General features: G+C 32.4%; 10 protein-coding genes and 1 pseudogene. 10 read left to right on the plus strand and 1 reads right to left on the minus strand.

Going from position 1 to position 16,062, the window contains the following annotated elements; all coding sequences use genetic code 11:
* The first annotated feature begins 12 nt into the window (after window positions 1–12).
* The 10 genes and pseudogenes from AAA915_RS03875 to AAA915_RS03920 form a co-directional block, all read left to right on the plus strand.
* Window positions 13–2,256, plus strand: coding sequence for a VirB4 family type IV secretion system protein (locus AAA915_RS03875; RefSeq protein WP_294919595.1), 2,244 nt, complete (start codon window positions 13–15; stop codon window positions 2,254–2,256).
* A gap of 13 nt (window positions 2,257–2,269) precedes the next feature.
* Window positions 2,270–6,928: a type IV secretion system protein gene (locus AAA915_RS03880; RefSeq protein WP_338207473.1), complete on the plus strand. Its 4,659-nt coding sequence runs from the start codon at window positions 2,270–2,272 to the stop codon at window positions 6,926–6,928.
* Between the two features lie 19 nt (window positions 6,929–6,947).
* Window positions 6,948–7,625, plus strand: a complete 678-nt coding sequence (locus AAA915_RS03885) for a hypothetical protein (protein WP_294919601.1) — start codon at window positions 6,948–6,950, stop codon at window positions 7,623–7,625.
* Window positions 7,626–7,852: 227 nt separating this feature from the next.
* The gene (locus AAA915_RS03890; protein WP_338200021.1) at window positions 7,853–7,990 is read left to right on the plus strand and encodes a hypothetical protein; all 138 of its coding nucleotides are present in this window, start codon (window positions 7,853–7,855) and stop codon (window positions 7,988–7,990) included.
* Window positions 7,991–8,098: 108 nt separating this feature from the next.
* Window positions 8,099–9,181, plus strand: a complete 1,083-nt coding sequence (locus tag AAA915_RS03895; protein WP_338200023.1) for a lantibiotic dehydratase — start codon at window positions 8,099–8,101, stop codon at window positions 9,179–9,181.
* Between the two features lie 40 nt (window positions 9,182–9,221).
* Window positions 9,222–10,103 (plus strand): lanthionine synthetase LanC family protein, encoded by an 882-nt coding sequence (locus tag AAA915_RS03900; RefSeq protein WP_338200249.1) that lies wholly within the window; start codon window positions 9,222–9,224, stop codon window positions 10,101–10,103.
* A 32-nt stretch (window positions 10,104–10,135) separates the two neighbouring features.
* On the plus strand, window positions 10,136–11,725 hold the full coding sequence (locus tag AAA915_RS03905) for an ATP-binding cassette domain-containing protein (RefSeq protein ID WP_294919609.1): 1,590 nt from the start codon (window positions 10,136–10,138) through the stop codon (window positions 11,723–11,725).
* Window positions 11,725–13,332 (plus strand): ABC transporter ATP-binding protein, encoded by a 1,608-nt coding sequence (locus AAA915_RS03910; RefSeq protein ID WP_294919611.1) that lies wholly within the window; start codon window positions 11,725–11,727, stop codon window positions 13,330–13,332. Before AAA915_RS03905 ends, AAA915_RS03910 begins: the two co-directional genes overlap by 1 nt.
* Entirely contained in the window at window positions 13,304–14,896 is a 1,593-nt protein-coding gene (locus AAA915_RS03915) for an ATP-binding cassette domain-containing protein (protein WP_294919613.1), read from the plus strand. Before AAA915_RS03910 ends, AAA915_RS03915 begins: the two co-directional genes overlap by 29 nt.
* A gap of 45 nt (window positions 14,897–14,941) precedes the next feature.
* A pseudogene (locus AAA915_RS03920) lies at window positions 14,942–15,519 on the plus strand (transposase); the annotation flags it as partial.
* A 115-nt stretch (window positions 15,520–15,634) separates the two neighbouring features.
* On the opposite strand, the gene AAA915_RS03925 reads toward AAA915_RS03920, so the two are convergent.
* Complete coding sequence (locus tag AAA915_RS03925; RefSeq protein WP_294919815.1) at window positions 15,635–15,988, minus strand: aggregation-promoting factor C-terminal-like domain-containing protein; 354 nt, start codon at window positions 15,986–15,988, stop codon at window positions 15,635–15,637.
* Window positions 15,989–16,062: the final 74 nt, after the last annotated feature.

The raw sequence follows: 16,062 nt of genomic DNA on the forward strand, positions 1-16,062 counted from the left end.
ATAGGTACTGCAATGAGTTTAAAATCCTTATTTAGAGGTCGAAATGAAGAAGAGTTTGTAGATGATACTTACGAACAAACTGAATATGATGAGCAAGAAGATGATGATTACGTTAATTTAGCACAAGATGAAGAATCAGATGAATATGAGCAAGCCGAAGATGAGTATGAGAAAAATAGAAATGCACCTAGTTCCGTATTAGGACAGCCATCACTCTTAAATGTACTTGGGCCATCCTATTGGTCAACTGATGATCTAATGCAAGATGAATTCGTAATGCGCGAAAATATGAAATCAAAAACATACGGTATTGCAGCTTACGTTCCACCTTCCGGCTATCCACGAATGCTTAACACTCAAATCTTCCAAGAAGTTTTGGCTCAAGGTAATGTTGATCTAACTTTAGATATTGTTCCTAGAGAGCGTAGATCAACTATGCGTGATTTATCTAATATGCTGACGACTATTCAAGCCAACGCTGATTATCAAAATCAAAAAGGGCAAACGTTTCAATTAAGAGATAATATCTCAAAATATAACGACATTGATAACTTCTTAGATGAGATTCAATTTGATGAAAATCGAATGTATGATGTTGTGATTAGTTTGATTGTGTACGGTACGAGTGATCGTGAAGTTAATAAGAACTTCGGTGTAGTCGCTGACTTACTGGCTAATGAAGGTGTTTCGGTTACACCATATGCAAAACGGCAAAAGAGTGGGTACCTGACAACTTTACCAATAGGAGCAAGATTAAGTTATTTAGATGATACTTACAGAAACGTTGACCGAAAGGCTTTGTCTGTTATGGATGTTGCAAGAAATGCTGCTGGCCGCTTTAATGGGGGCATCCCCTTTGGTAACAATCAAGCTACGCCTTCACATAACATCGAATTTTTAAATATTTTTGGTACAGAAACGCATAGACCAATCAACTACAATATGGGAATCGTTGGAGAAGCTGGTGGTGGTAAGTCCGCATCAAATAAATTAAAAATGGCTAGGGAAATCACCATTCTAGGTTTTGAGCATCGCTCAATTGATCCTGATGGTGAGTATGTTTTGTTGGCTAAAAGATTAAATCAACTAAACCTGACTATCACGGGGGATGCTGATTTTGTTATCAATCCGTGTGCGCTATCTTTATTTGAGAATCCGCTTGAAGAAGAAACGATGACTGATGCTAGTGGTAATCAACTTTCTATGGAAGAGATGGAAGAGCAAATCCAATTACGAGATGATACGCATAAAGTAATTACCACGCATGAAGATGGTTCAAAGTATGTTCAACAAGTTAATGTTTCGCAAATGTTGGCCAATGTTAAAGGATTCGTTAACGTTATTCTTACAAGTAACGAAAGTGAATCTAAGATGAGCGTTGGGGAAGAAAAGCGTTTAGAAGATGCAGTCAATGCCGTGGTTGATGATTTAGGTATAACATCTGATCCAAATAGTTTATTTGAGGACAAGGCAGGTATGGTAGACGAAGTTTACCAAGATAGACTACCAAAGCCAGAACCTACTTTAACTGATATATATACCAAATTGGAATTGCAAAATCGCAATGACGATGGAGAAGTAGATAGTAAAGTTGGCAGATTACTCGATGCACTAAAACTGTATCTACGTGACGGTAAACGCCCAATTTTTGATGGCCAAACTTTCTTTGGTAGAGGACGCTCAAAGTTGCTTAATGATTATAAATATGTAAACTTCAATATTTCGCAGCTGGACGGTTCACTCAAAAGAGTGGCTTACTATGTAATTACTCAATATTTATGGGAACGTTGGATGAAGAACCCATCTAAAGCAATGGTTAAAAAAGTTTTGGATGCCGATGAAATTTTACAGTTTATTGATGATCCAGAAATGTCATCATTCTTTGAAACAATTGTTAGACGTGATCGTAAACGAAACGGTAGCATAACTTGGTTAACTCAGGATATTGAACGTTTCCAAGGTAATCCTAAAGCGAAGGCTTTAGTTACTAACTCGGAATTTATGTATGTTTTAGCAACTAAGCCGGAACATAGAAAATTAATGAAGGAAACTACTGATTTACCGGACGGAGCGCTTGATATTTTGACAGGTAATCCAGAGCCTGGTGAAGGTATTTTGAGTTCAGAAGGAGAAAATATTTGGATCAGAACTAATCCAAGTGCCAAAGAAATGAAATTTGTGGAATCTAATCGTGCTGTTGGCCAGGCTAGAGAAAATAGAAATGCGATTAATTCAATTAACAAAGCAATTGGTTAGGGGATGAAAAATTGTGTCCAAAAACAAAAAAAGTAAGGATAAAAAGCCAAAAAGCATTGGAAAGCTTTTCTTAAAAATATCTGCATGGTTAGGTTCTATTACAGTCGTCTTTATGGTATCTGTATTTTTGATTGGTTTTTCAGCCTGGGCATCAAAGAAAAACACGCATTTAAATGTAACGGATAGTCACGGTAATATTCAATGGAATAATCCTAATACTTGGAAAGAGTATTGGGATGAAGGCTGGGATACTATCAAGGGTAACTTTACACAATTTGGTAATCATTTCAACAGTAGCGGTTGGGGAACGAATGCCGATACATTAAATAAATGGTCTAAACAAAAGGGAAAACTTAGCTCATCGCAATTACATGGTAATGGTACCGGAAATGGTAGTAAGGTTGAAGATAAAGGCTTGTATAATTATGCTAAATCACTCAATATTGATCCAAAAGCATATAAAAGTGATACGGCCCTATTAAAAGCTGTTACAGATTATGTTAATAAAAAGAATAAGCAAACTGATAATGCTGGACAGCAAAACAAGGACAAATGGGGTAGAGCTAATAAGCAAGCTAGTCAGGAAAAGAGTGCGTGGAATAAATACACTAGTAATTTGCTTGATGCTCAAAAATCTTTGACATCTTCAGCGGCTAAAAAGGTTAATGCTTATCTAGCTAAATATGGTGGTACTAAAGGATCGGATAAATGGTATAAAGCACTTGACGCTGCATTAAATAAGTATGCGACTGGTACGGCTAAAGATAAGGCTCAAAAAGCAGATAAGACTTATAAAGAAGACTATGCTGAATCAGCTCAAGGTGACAAAAAGACCACGGCCGAAGATGTTGAAAAAATGTTGGCCAAAGGAGAGATGCCAACGCCAACGACCCTTTGGGGTAAAATTGGTCGAGCTTTAATGAATGCCTTTTGGTCAAGTTCGATTGGTTCCTGGCTTGAAAAGAATGGAGCAGGAGCTTCAATCTTTGCTGGCGAAACTAGTTCTTCACAATTAGCAACTGATATTCAAAGTAATCCGTTGACGCTAATTTATCCTGTTTCATCAGACTACTCTTCAATGGAGCAAGTATCTAATTGGTTGCAGCCAGCAATGATAGCTTTGGGGACTGCATTGATTACAATTGCATTAGTTATTTCAACTATGCGAATGGGTTACGGTCAAGTTATTGATCCAGTTCGGTCAAGAGTACGTTGGTATCAAAATATTGTCGATACACTAATTGCTGTTGTTGGAGTAGCTGCTTTTCCGACTTTTGTAAATATGGTTTTACAAATAGACGGTGGATTTTTACTGGGCTTCGCCAAATTTATGGAATCTGTTACGCCGTCTGGTGCTAATGAATCAATTTTTCAAACGGCGCTTAAGCTGGGCTTTGATAAAACTACTATTAATGCTGTTTCTAGTGGGATGCTATTAGGTGGCTCAGACTTTGCAGGGGTAATTTTCGAAATAATTTATCTACTTGCTTACATCAGTTTAGCGGTATATGTGAAATACTATTACTTTGTTAGAGCCATTGCTTTCACAGTTTTAGTTTCAATTGGACCAGTATTTATGTCTTTATGGTCGCTAGATTGGAGTAAGAGCAGAACTGTTGCCTGGTTACGCGACTTCTGCGGTACGGTCTTTATCCAGTGTATTCATGCGTTAACAATCACATTTATGGCAATGTTTATGGATTGGAACAATGGACGAATTACTGGTGAAACTTCGCAACAGATTGCTAATATGATCAACTGGCAAAAATCTAATCCAGGTAAACAGTTCTTGAATTCAATTACTTTAGGACTAGCGGGTCAAGGCCCATCACAAACTTCTAGTGGTGCATCGGTTTTTGAAGTTTTGGTTGTTGGTTTTATTATCGTAATTTTATTCCATCCATTGTCGAAATCATTGGCTGAATTGTTTGGAATCAGCACTAATATGCTTGATAACATTCATCAAAGCACATCTAGAACGCTTAAGGCAGGTGCTATGGTAGGTGGTGCTGCATTAGGTGCAGTAGCTATGGCCCCAGCTGGTCTTGCCTTAGGTGCGACTAAAGGTGCTTTAGGTGCAGCAAAAGATGGCGTTAAGGCCGCAGCAAAAGGAGCAAATACTCTTAAAGACTTCAAAGATAATATGAAATCTGGTTTTGGCAGCGACTTTAAGAACAGTTTGGCTAAGCGTAAACCGCTTCGATCATCCCTAGCAAAAATGAATGGTATTGTTGGCCCAGGCGCAGGTCGATTAATGGGACTTGCTGCTGGTTCTGGTTTAGATGATCCAGCTGCAATGTTAGCAGCAAGTGCAGCTGGAGGAGCAATTGGAGAACGTGCGGCTAAGTTGGCGAATAAGCCACTTGCAGTTCTTGGATTGAGGCAGTTAAGAAAGGCTAAGAATGCTTTTACAACTAAACCAAACAGCGAATTAGCCACTGACAAGGTCAATCAAGCAAATGCTAAGACTGGCCAATCACTTGCGGATCAGAATAAGGCAATTAAAGATGCTGATAATGGTCATTCTGCAATTGATAAGAACATAGATAACATTAATGCTAAAGAGCAGGCTATTAAGGATGCTTACGCAAAAGGCAATATCAGTGCTGATGAAAAATCAAGCAAACTTTCTGAACTACGTGAACAAAAGCGTCATTTACAAGATATGTCTAAAGATGGAGAGTTAGCTACCAGAATGGCTCAAGCCGATGCACGTAAACAAACTGATGGCTCTTATAGTAATGCATCTAAACTTGCCAAGGTATCTAAGGAAGCCCTGGGCAGTGAAGCAAGTAAGATGAACTCAGAAGCTGGTCAAGCAGATCAATTCCAAAAATCATTGGCCACAGCTGGTGCAGCCACGACTGGTGCTGAAAAGTCACGTTTTGATGGTGATGCAATTAATAATGCTGCAAATGCTGCAAAGATTAAATACGCGCAACTGAATAGCGATAAATTTGCTCAAAATGGCTACTCAGATCAAGATACGTGGATCAAGTCAGCTCAATATCGACAGGGTGAAGCTGCTGCTATGACTGCTGCTCGACAAGAAGCGGCAATTCATTCAGACGGTAAGGTATTTACAATGCCTAATCAGACTGATAATTCTGCATTTGGAAGTAGTATGGTCAACAAAGAGATATACAAGAATGACCTTTCTCAGAGAATGCAGGCTGCTGGAGTATCAAATACAGCTCAAAGGGCAGTAATGTCGGCAATTAATCGAGTGCTAGGACAAGCTTTAGTTTCGAAAACTAATATTGAAGGTTCAGATGTACCGCTACAAACTTTGAATTATGGTCTTAATGATCAACTTAATAAACAAGCAGCCTATTCAATCAATAATGCAGGTAATTCTAAAGAAAACGTCAAGCCGATTTCTGCTTATGATTTAGGACAAGTTTATAAAGAGGATGCTAATCCATCAACAATGATCGGTGGTAATGCCAAAGAGCCATTTACAGCAGAAGGTTTTAAGAACTATCTAAACAATGCACAGGCGAATGAACGATTAGAAAATGTTCGTTCAAGTCTAGCTGATACTTATGCAGATTATCAACGCAATCAAGCTGACTTGAATAACGATTATGACCGATTTGCTGCTGCTAGCAATGCATTAAGCACAAGAAATATATTTGGCTCATTTGGTAGAGGTGGATCTTCTAGAACTAGTAATCCTATGGGATATGGCAATGCATCGGAGGTAACACCTAACGACTATATTGCTTCAACAAGGATTGCAGACTTTAATAAAACTTGGGGGCCGTCAGGTATCTCACCACAAGCTGCAATTGACGAGCTATCTTCAAATGTTATTACTGATGATACTAACTACACAAGTGGTTCTGGAATTTCAGCCGGCGATTTACAATTAGTTACTAGCAACAATGGCTCTTATGTACGAGCTAAGATGGGTGATGGTTCATATCAGCTTGTTGGAAATTACGGTGAAGGAGATCCGGGTTTAATCGGTGGTGATTCTATTATTCAAAACTTAGATGTTTCGCCAGACGGAACTATTGGACCAAAATTTGATAATAATACTCACAGAGTTGAGCAGCCGTTTAGTCAAGTTGGTGATTACAAAGTAAGTCGTGCATACAGCAACGGTGGTCCTGATTTAAGTCAAATGCTTGGTGGTTTTTCAGCACCAACGCAAGCATCTAATGTTGATATGTCAGACTATCGAACAATGCGTCAAGCACCAGAATTAGAGCGTTCAAATTATGATTCCACTCCAATTACTCTTGATAAACTAGGCGATAATTATTCAGACTATAAATATTACTCAGATGGCAATGAAGGTGTCATTGTTGGTAAAGATAAACGTGATGGTTTATACAAGCAAGTTTCAGATGTTACATCAGACAGTATTTTAGGAACTCATTCTTCTGGACAGCAGTACAGCATTCCGCTAGTCGATACAGGTAATGGTCTAAGTCCTGATATTTCACGTGATCCAATGATATTCTCACGTGATCCACTAACTAAGCAAAGTGAAAGAGAAATTCGTGATACACTTAGAACACATGTTGATAATTCGAATCAACGACTTGAATTTAACTTCTATCTAAACGATATGTTACATCCGACTGAGCAAAATCTACATAACTACACAGCTACACATCCGGCTCATCAATCAATTGATGGCTTAGACTTTACTAGTTTATAATTCAGAAGGGCAATACGATATGAAGAAGATACACTTAAATCGTGAAGATTCACATATTTCCGTTGTCTTTGGCTGGATAAATCGGGTAGTAACTTTGTCTTGTTGGTTGGTTTTTATAATTGATATTATCTTTTTTACTAGAACGGGCAATGTACTATTATTCTTAATAATAGGGATGTATACACCTGCTAGGTATTTTCTGTTTGATATTTTACCAGAGAAAATTCAGAAACGACCACCGTCGCTAGATAGATCGATTCCATTATCAATTTTTATTCGATATTTAGGTTCTAGCTTTCCAATTTCCCAGGGGAATCTGCTTGCGACATTAGCAGGATTTTTTCTGGCATGTGGGCGAGCCATTATCAATGGGTATTCTTTATTATTCTTTGATACATTTACATTCTTGTATCAAGATGAGAGTGGAACTTTCGTGACATTGCTATCGAATAAAAATATGCAGAATCTTAAAAAGAGTGTTGAAGAACTTAATAAAGAGCAATCTGAGGAACGAATTAAGCAAATGCAAAAAGAATGGTATCAGAGTAGGGTATCTAGCAGCTTAAATGTTTGGAACTTTTCTTTAAAGCGATACCTAAATAAGCCAACTTATTATTTCGAAAATAATGAAATTGGTAATTCAGTGATTGATAGTAAGTATATTTTGGAAGATAAGGATGCCAAAGAAAAAAGCTAATTTACATTGTATATGAATCTACAAGTGTTTATGGGTAATAAATTTACTATAAGCGACACAAAAATTATTAATTTTTTATAAAAATATGTAAAATCAAAATGCTAAATTAATATTTACTTTATTTACTTTTTATTATTTTTGTTTTATTATAAATATAATTTAAATATTTAAGCTTTTAAGTTTAATGTTATTACTTTGTTTAAAGTATATATTATGAGGTGATAAAAATGGAAAGAACACAGTCAGGAAGTAACAAAAAATTAGAATTATTCGATTTGGAAGAAGAATTGATTGAACAAGATGTTTTTTTAAGTGGTGGAAGCAATCATAGAAGACATTCAGGTGTCACCAATGGCTTTTGCTAATTAAAGTATGTATTGCTAATTAGTATTACACAATTGTAGTAACAAAAAGTTCGATTTCTAAGAATACAAAATCGAACTTTTTGTTATTTTTGTTTTACAGGATAAAATATGAAAAAATTTAAAATCGAAGATAATGTAATGGTTAGACAAACTTTTTTTCCTAAGGATGATAAATGTTTAATATATATTGATCATAACGTTAACTATTTAAAAAAATTTCTAAAAAAGCCACCTTTTAAAGAATTACTTTTATGTAGTAATCCCAGTTTATATCATAAAATATGTTATGACTCTGAAACTAGTCTAAAAAGCAAAAAAGTGATAAGGACACTGAATAATTATATAAATAGAATGCGTTATAGAGCTACTCCTTTTGGTCTTTTTTCATCTGTTTCGTTGTCAAGTTGTTACGGCAATGGGTATTCTAAAACTAGAATGTTCAAAAAAGCTATAAAACCAGACTCTGAGTGGCTGTACAAAGTTATAACACGTATTGAAAATAATCCTAAGAATATTCTTAATATGAATATATGCTGGAATCAACTTGCTATTGATGATGGAAAATATTTTAAGTTGTTGTACAGAAGTACTAGTTCTAATAATTTTCAATATAAAATTCATAAATCTAAACTTATATGCTGTATTTATGAAACGACTAAAAAGCCTATTAAAGGTGTTAATGCAGTGGAATATATAATTAACACTTTGGGATTATCTAATTATAGTGAGGACATTATTCAACTGATACAAAAATTAATAAGTAAGGAGTTTATGTTAACCGATGTATCAATAAGTGGTGTAAATGAAGATTATTTTGAGAAACTGTTGGTAAAGTTAGAGTCACTACCTGATGAGTCAAAATTGTTATATGATTTAAATACTATAAAAAATGAAATGATGTCATACGAGAGAACACGTGTAGGAAACGGGGTTTCTTTACTTGAAAAAATAAATAGTCAGATGAAAGCAATACAAGAATCCAAAAATTACTTAAAAATTGATTTATTTTCAAATCAGAATTGTCCAAAGATTGAAATTAGCTTACTAAATCAACTTACAGACCTTTTTAACTTTTTAGAAAAAGTCACTCCAGATTATATACGATTTGAGAGTATACGAAAATATACCGAAAAATTTACAGATAAATATGGACTTTTTCGAGAATTAATAGTAAGCGATTTAATTTTATGATATCAAAATTTGATAGTGTATATGTCAATTTTGTACAAGAATATCAAAAAAAATCAATTATGATATAAGAAAAGAAGGCTTGTATGAATGTGATTATGATATATTTGATGGGTTGTCTGCTATAATTAATTACTTTTTGTCTACTGAGTTATACAAGAAAAAAACAAATACATTTGATAACTTAGTAAAAAATTTGATTGATGTAATACTGTCTACTCAGTTAATGATTCCGGTAAAACATATTTTTTCAAACAATATATTTGAAAAAAATGCAATTAATTTTAGTTTATCGCATGGTATGGCGGGACCACTTTCTGTACTGACGAAAGTATTGGCTAAAGGCTTTTATTACAAAAACATTTATGAAGCTAGAGACTTTATTATTAATAACTATGTAAATAACTCTGTTTTGATGGATAAAAAAATTATTTGGCCAAGAAGAAAAGAACTTGCTTCAGGAATAATAGAATTATATCCTATTAGACCAAGTTGGTGTTATGGATCTATGAGTATAGCAATGCAGCTTTATAAAGCATGCGAATTAAATAATAATAATAATGCAAAAAATATGGCTATAGAAAGCATTAGAACCCTAAAAAAAACTAATATTAATAGTTGGAACATGGATTCTGCGACGGTTTGTCATGGTCTAGCTGGAGCATTATTATGTGTTAATAATATGGGACAAATGGTTTCATCTGATGAATTAATACAAGTAAAAACAGAACTAGAAGAGGAAATTTATAATAAATGTAGTAAAAAATATAAGTATAGATTTTATAATTATAATTTTTTACCACCGTCCTTCAAAATAAGTGAAGCAGATATAAGCATGTTGACTGGATCTACAGGTGTGATTATGACATTAATGACAGTTATTAGTAATAGTAATATGCATTGGACAGATATTTTAGCTTTTTGAATTTAATTATCCGAAGGAAAGAGACATGCTATATGGAGTTAGTTAAAATAGTAAATACAAAAATTTGCTATAAAGGGAAAATACTAATAAAAATAAATAATCTAAATATTTCTGATAAACAGAAAATAGGGTTTATAGGTAAAAATGGTGTCGGTAAAACTACATTAGCAAAAATTATTAGCAACAAAAATAATTTATTAACAAATGATATTTATGTTGAAGGTAAGGTTATAAGGAATTGTTCAATTGAATATGTTCAGCAAATACTTGATCAGGTCAATATGAGTGGTGGAGAAAAGGAAAAGCTAGAAATAAGAGCAAAAATATTATCTTTAAAGAACAAGAAATATCCGTTACTAATTTTGGATGAACCAACATCGAATTTGGATTTTTCTCAACAAAAATGGCTTATAAATACCATTAATAATTTTAATGGTTCATGTTTGATAATTAGCCATGATCAAAACTTTTTAAACAGTATTTGCAATACAATTTGGTATGTAGAGAATAAAAATATCAAAGCATTTAAGGGGAAATATGGTGAATTTGAAGAACTTGAAAAGAAAAAAGAAAAAAGAAAAAATGCTAGGTATACAACAGAGAATAAACGGATAAAAAAGTTAAAAGAAGCATTGAATTATAAAGTAAATGATGGACATTCATTTAAGCATAAAAAGCCTAGTATTTCTTGGTCAGATTGGAAGGGACAGAAGTCAAATAAAGAAAAGAGTGAAAAATCTATTTTTAAGAAGAAAGTAAGGTTAGAAAATAAAATAAAAGATATTGATAAAAATATGGTCAAGCCCTACGTTCATAAGGCCATAACTTTTAAAAATGTTATTAATGGTCCAAATTTTAAAAATGGTAGTACTCTTCTACGAATTGAACCACAAATAATTAGTATACAAAAAGTTGAATTGTTTACTATAAAACAACCATTAATTGTTACTAACAATCAAAAAATAAGTCTTGCTGGACAAAATAAAACGGGTAAATCAACTTTTGTTAAAAGTATTTTTGATAAAACGGCAAAAGGATATTTTTCTTCAAGTTTAAAAATGGGCTATTTTAATCAAGATATATCTTTAATAAAAAATCAAAGTAATGACACTGTCATTACTTCTCTTATGCAGTCTACTATGTTTGATAATAGGGAAACAATGCAATTGCTTGGAGATTTAAGTCTTATTAATAATAGAAATTCACAAATAAAAAATTTAAGCGGTGGACAATTAGTTTGTTTTCAATTAGCAAAGATACTCACGAGTAAGCATAATTTTCTTTTATTGGATGAGCCGACTAATTATCTTGATATTAGTTCTATAAACTCTTTAGCACGGTTTATTAATGAGTATCCGTTTGCAATCATTGTAATTTCTCACGATAAAACTTTTATAGATCAATTAAATGTAACTAGTTGGATTATTCGTCAAAAAGTTTTAACTAGCACTACAGAAAAGAATTTCAAAAAAGTATATGAATCACATAATGAAAATAAAAATAATCAATTAAGACTTTTGAAATATAAATTGGATGAAATGATGATGAATGAAAACGCAAGTATTAGGGAAATAACAATTTTGCAAAAAAAAATTCACGAAATTGAGGAGACGAATAAGTAATGGCAAAATGGTTTAAAATAAATCCTATTAAGGCATTGTTAATTATTTTTTTAATGATATGTTGTCAGGTACTTGATGTTGCAGGAACCTATTTGTTAACCCCGCAAGCTAATGCGGTGTTTAAAGGTGAGTTTTTGCTTTATGGAGTTTTACTTGCGTGTCAATTAATTATAAATACTGTGCATACCATATTTGACAAACTTTCAGTATATTTATTTGATAAACAAACGCAATTTCTTTTTCATAGAAGCAGAGCTACACTATTAAAACATTTTATTTTAAATAAAGAAATAGAAGTTTCAGAATGTGAGAATGTGCTAACGAATGATATTGAAATTTTAGAAAATGATTATTTTAAAAATTTTTATAATTTATTAACTGATCTTTTTTATTTGATAATGATAATAGGTACGCTTTTTTCATTTCATTGGATTTTAGTATTTTATTCCATAATAGTTTCATTATTAAGTCTTGCAGTAACAAAAGTTTTTCTTAAGAGTAACAAGTTAGCTATAAAATTAATAGAAAATAAAAATAATAGTTTTTATACCTTACTAAAAAATTGGGTTAGAGGATTAAAAGAGTTACGTAGATATTCTGGTGAAAAAATATTTTCAAAAGTTATTAACAATAAAAGTGTAGAATTAAAAAATGTTCAAATAAGACAACAAAAAACTTTGACAATATCACAACTATGCCAATCTATTATAGACGTATTAGGACGTATTGGCATACCACTTATTTCAGGAATACTTTATTTTAAAGGTGAAATACAAATTGGAATGGTGATTTCTGCAGGTTATTTTTCAAACGGTATATTTAATACCCTGATGGATATCATAAATAATCTTACAGTAATAACTTCTACAAAAACTTTACGTAATAAAATACTTTATAAAAACTATGACATTACATTGATAAATAAGTGTAAAAGACAAGAAATTAAAAAAATAACTCTGCATGATGTATCAGCTAAATTTGGTAATGGTAAGACTATAAAGTATCCTAATTTTGTTGTTCATCAGAATGATAAAGTTTTATTGACTGGTAAAAGTGGAATGGGTAAGTCAACCTTATTAAAATTAATATTAGGGTTAATAGAGCTTGAAAACGGCGAAATCTCATTTGAAAATTTAGATGGTAATAAAGTTGAAGCAAATTTTCAAATTATTGACTACTTAAAGCAGAGTGGAACATTGTTTCCGGGGACTATACTTGAAAATATTACAATGTTTAAAAATTTTTCTTATGAAAGAATAAGGCAAGCAATTGTAGAATCTGATTTAATGCAGGATATTAATAATTTTTCTGCAGGATTAGATGAAGTAATAGATCCAGAAAATAATACATTATCGGGTGGGCAAAAACAAAAAATAATTTTAGCTCGTAGCTTATTCATTGAAAAACCCGTTTTATTGCTAGATGAACCGTTGAGTGCAGTTGATAAAAAAGGTATGGAATTAATCTTGAATAATATTCTGTCTAGACACCAAATTGTAATAATGGTTGCACATAATTTATCAGTACAGCAAAAATACAAATTTAATTATGAAATAAATTTAGATGAAGGAAAAAAGTATGACTATAAAAGAATTGATAAAATTTAATCCAATCATATTTTACATAGTAATATTATTTTATTCAATGAATGCTTTATTAAATACGGCAGCAAGTTATTTCTTAACATTGAGTTTTACAGCTGTTCGACGTGGGGATATAATTAAATTTTTATTTTATGTATTTTTACAAGGTACGTCTTTATTAATTGCGTATTTTTTAAGTATTATTGGAAAATATTTTTGGCAAAAAAATGGATATGAATATTTATGTCATATAAGGAAGGAATTAGCCAATATTTACTTTACTGGCATAAGCGATGACAAGGTTTCTTCTGTTCAAAATAAAATGATTAATGATCTTAATCTGTTAATGGATAATTACGTAGAGCCAATTAGAATGCTAGTTTATTATATAGTGCTACTGGTATTAACAGTAGGGGTTCTGTTTACTTTTCATTGGACAATATTTTTACTTTCAATTGTTATATCAATGGCTCAAATATTTTTACCTAAGATTATGGATAAATTTTTGGAAGGTGCATCTAGTAATGTATCTGCTAAAAATAAATTTTATTTAAAAACGATAATTGACTGGCTAAGTGGGCTGATTGAAGTAAAACAGTATTTTTCTGTAAGTAAAATGCTATTTTTGTTGAATAAGTCATCTAGTAAATTAGAAAATGCAAAAATAAAGAAATCTTCAGTTGATAATATATCAGAATTATTGAATGAATCTATATATTCAATTAGTAATTGTCTATTATATTTATTAGTAGGAATTTTGATAAAGTTAAAGATTACTCCGTTTGGGTTGCTTGCAAGCATTGATGATTTTAATTGGAACTTATTTGGTTCTATGATGGGAATAGCAGATTTGTTGGTACAGATTAAGGGAACAAAAAATTTAAGAAACCAATTAATAATATTGAGAAGCCAAAAGAAAGTAAGTAAAATTAATGCCCAAATGGTAAATAAAAATTTACCATTTGGGCTTATGACAAAAAATTTGACCGTTAAATTTAGTAACAATACAGAAATAAGTTTTCCAGATATAAAAATAATACCAGGTGAAAAGGTTCTTTTAACAGGCGCTAGTGGTAAGGGAAAGACAACGTTGTTTAAAGTGATACTAAACGAAGTAAAACCTGAAAGTGGTAAAATCGTGTATTTTGATAAAAATAATAATGTTTTAGAACCAAATTATTTGCAAATTGGTTATATGCCTCAAGAACCAGTTATATTTCCCACAACAATTGCCAATAATATTACAATGTTTGATGATAAATTAGATTATAAAATTAATTATGTATTAAATGAGGTAGATCTTAAAAATGACATAATGCATTTGCCTCTTGGAGTATATAGTAATATTGATGCTAATTACAAAAATGTTTCGGGTGGTCAAAGTCAGAAGATTGTATTAGCTAGATTGTTAATTCATAAAAATTGTTTTTTTCTAATTGATGAAGGAACTAGTGCGATTGATAGAAATGGAGCATTGGATATTATGAAGAATTTATGTAACTTAAAAAATACCACACTAATTTTTATTGGACATAATATGACTAAAGAAATGACAGGCTTGTTCGATAAAATAATTTGTTTAAAATAGTTCTTGTTTTGTGAAATTATTTGTTCGTAATTGCAAACATCCTAATATAGTAAGCATACTGCACGCTATAGTTCCTATGCGAGGCCAATGGGCATGATTAAGGGAAACTTACTCCAACAGAAATTTGATGAAACTGGACCATATCATGTACTGCATACTGATGTTACCGAATATAAACTGACTGCTGGGAAAAAGATATATATTTCACCAGTGATTGATGAGGCTTCATTAGAAATATTAGCTTGTCAGGCAAGTTTGTTGCCCAATGTCGAATGGTTTATAACATGCTGGATGAACTCGGCAACTAAATTACCGCAAGATGCTCAACCGATTTTACATCCAGATCAATGCTTTCTATCGGCATGCTGGTTATCATCCAAGCTTAAAGAAATGAATATTGTTCAAAGTATGTCCAGAAAAGGCAACTGCCATGACAATGCACTAGGAGAGATAATTTTCAACTTAATGAAGCGTGAATGCTTAAATCGACTTAAAATCAGTTCAGAAACAGAATTGAAGCAGATACGTAATATGTTTACTGGTTCAACAATATTAGAAGATCCAATAAACTTAAATACACGACTCCGGTAAAATATCGAAATCGTGTATTAGGGATCAATTAATTTGATAAATGTCTATCTTTTTTGTTGCACTTCAATTGGAATCTTTGTCCAATTCCGGGGGTTAACTTCATCAGGTTGCGTTTTTTAATGGGATAGTGCATTAAAGAGATACTTATTAATACCAGTGGTGGGCTAACCAAAAGTTCTTAGCGTTAACCCATGAACCATAACGACCGTAAACATATCTGTCAGCGGTTCTTTCTTGATTCTTTTTAGAATAATCACCTTTTAAGTAAGCAATGTTTAATTGATATTTGCCATAACAAACACCATTACGTGCGTAATAATTACCACCCGATTCACGCATTGCAATCCATCTCTTGGCTGCACGTTCTGCTTTTGACATCTTGGCAGCCTGTACTGTTTGCGTACATGAATTATTAGTAGTTTCCAAAGCAGTGACGAAACTAAATGATAGCGCCAGTGCTGTAATTAACTTAAGTATTAAACTTTTACTTTTCTTCAATATATTCAATCCCCACAATTAACTGTATTAATTCTATGGATAATAGTACACAGTCAATGTGTCATTGTTGTTACAGA

Source organism: Lactobacillus rizhaonensis (assembly GCF_036246345.1).
GTDB classification, from domain to species: Bacteria; Bacillota; Bacilli; order Lactobacillales; family Lactobacillaceae; genus Lactobacillus; species Lactobacillus rizhaonensis.

Bases quoted from the DNA above. Each gene is read 5' to 3' on its own strand.
- AAA915_RS03890 (WP_338200021.1), top strand. From the start codon at position 7,853: ATGGAAAGAACACAGTCAGGAAGTAACAAAAAATTAGAATTATTCGAT.
- AAA915_RS03915 (WP_294919613.1), top strand. From the start codon at position 13,304: ATGACTATAAAAGAATTGATAAAATTTAATCCAATCATATTTTACATA.
- AAA915_RS03905 (WP_294919609.1), top strand. From the start codon at position 10,136: ATGGAGTTAGTTAAAATAGTAAATACAAAAATTTGCTATAAAGGGAAA.
- AAA915_RS03910 (WP_294919611.1), top strand. From the start codon at position 11,725: ATGGCAAAATGGTTTAAAATAAATCCTATTAAGGCATTGTTAATTATT.
- AAA915_RS03885 (WP_294919601.1), top strand. From the start codon at position 6,948: ATGAAGAAGATACACTTAAATCGTGAAGATTCACATATTTCCGTTGTC.
- AAA915_RS03875 (WP_294919595.1), top strand. From the start codon at position 13: ATGAGTTTAAAATCCTTATTTAGAGGTCGAAATGAAGAAGAGTTTGTA.
- AAA915_RS03895 (WP_338200023.1), top strand. From the start codon at position 8,099: ATGAAAAAATTTAAAATCGAAGATAATGTAATGGTTAGACAAACTTTT.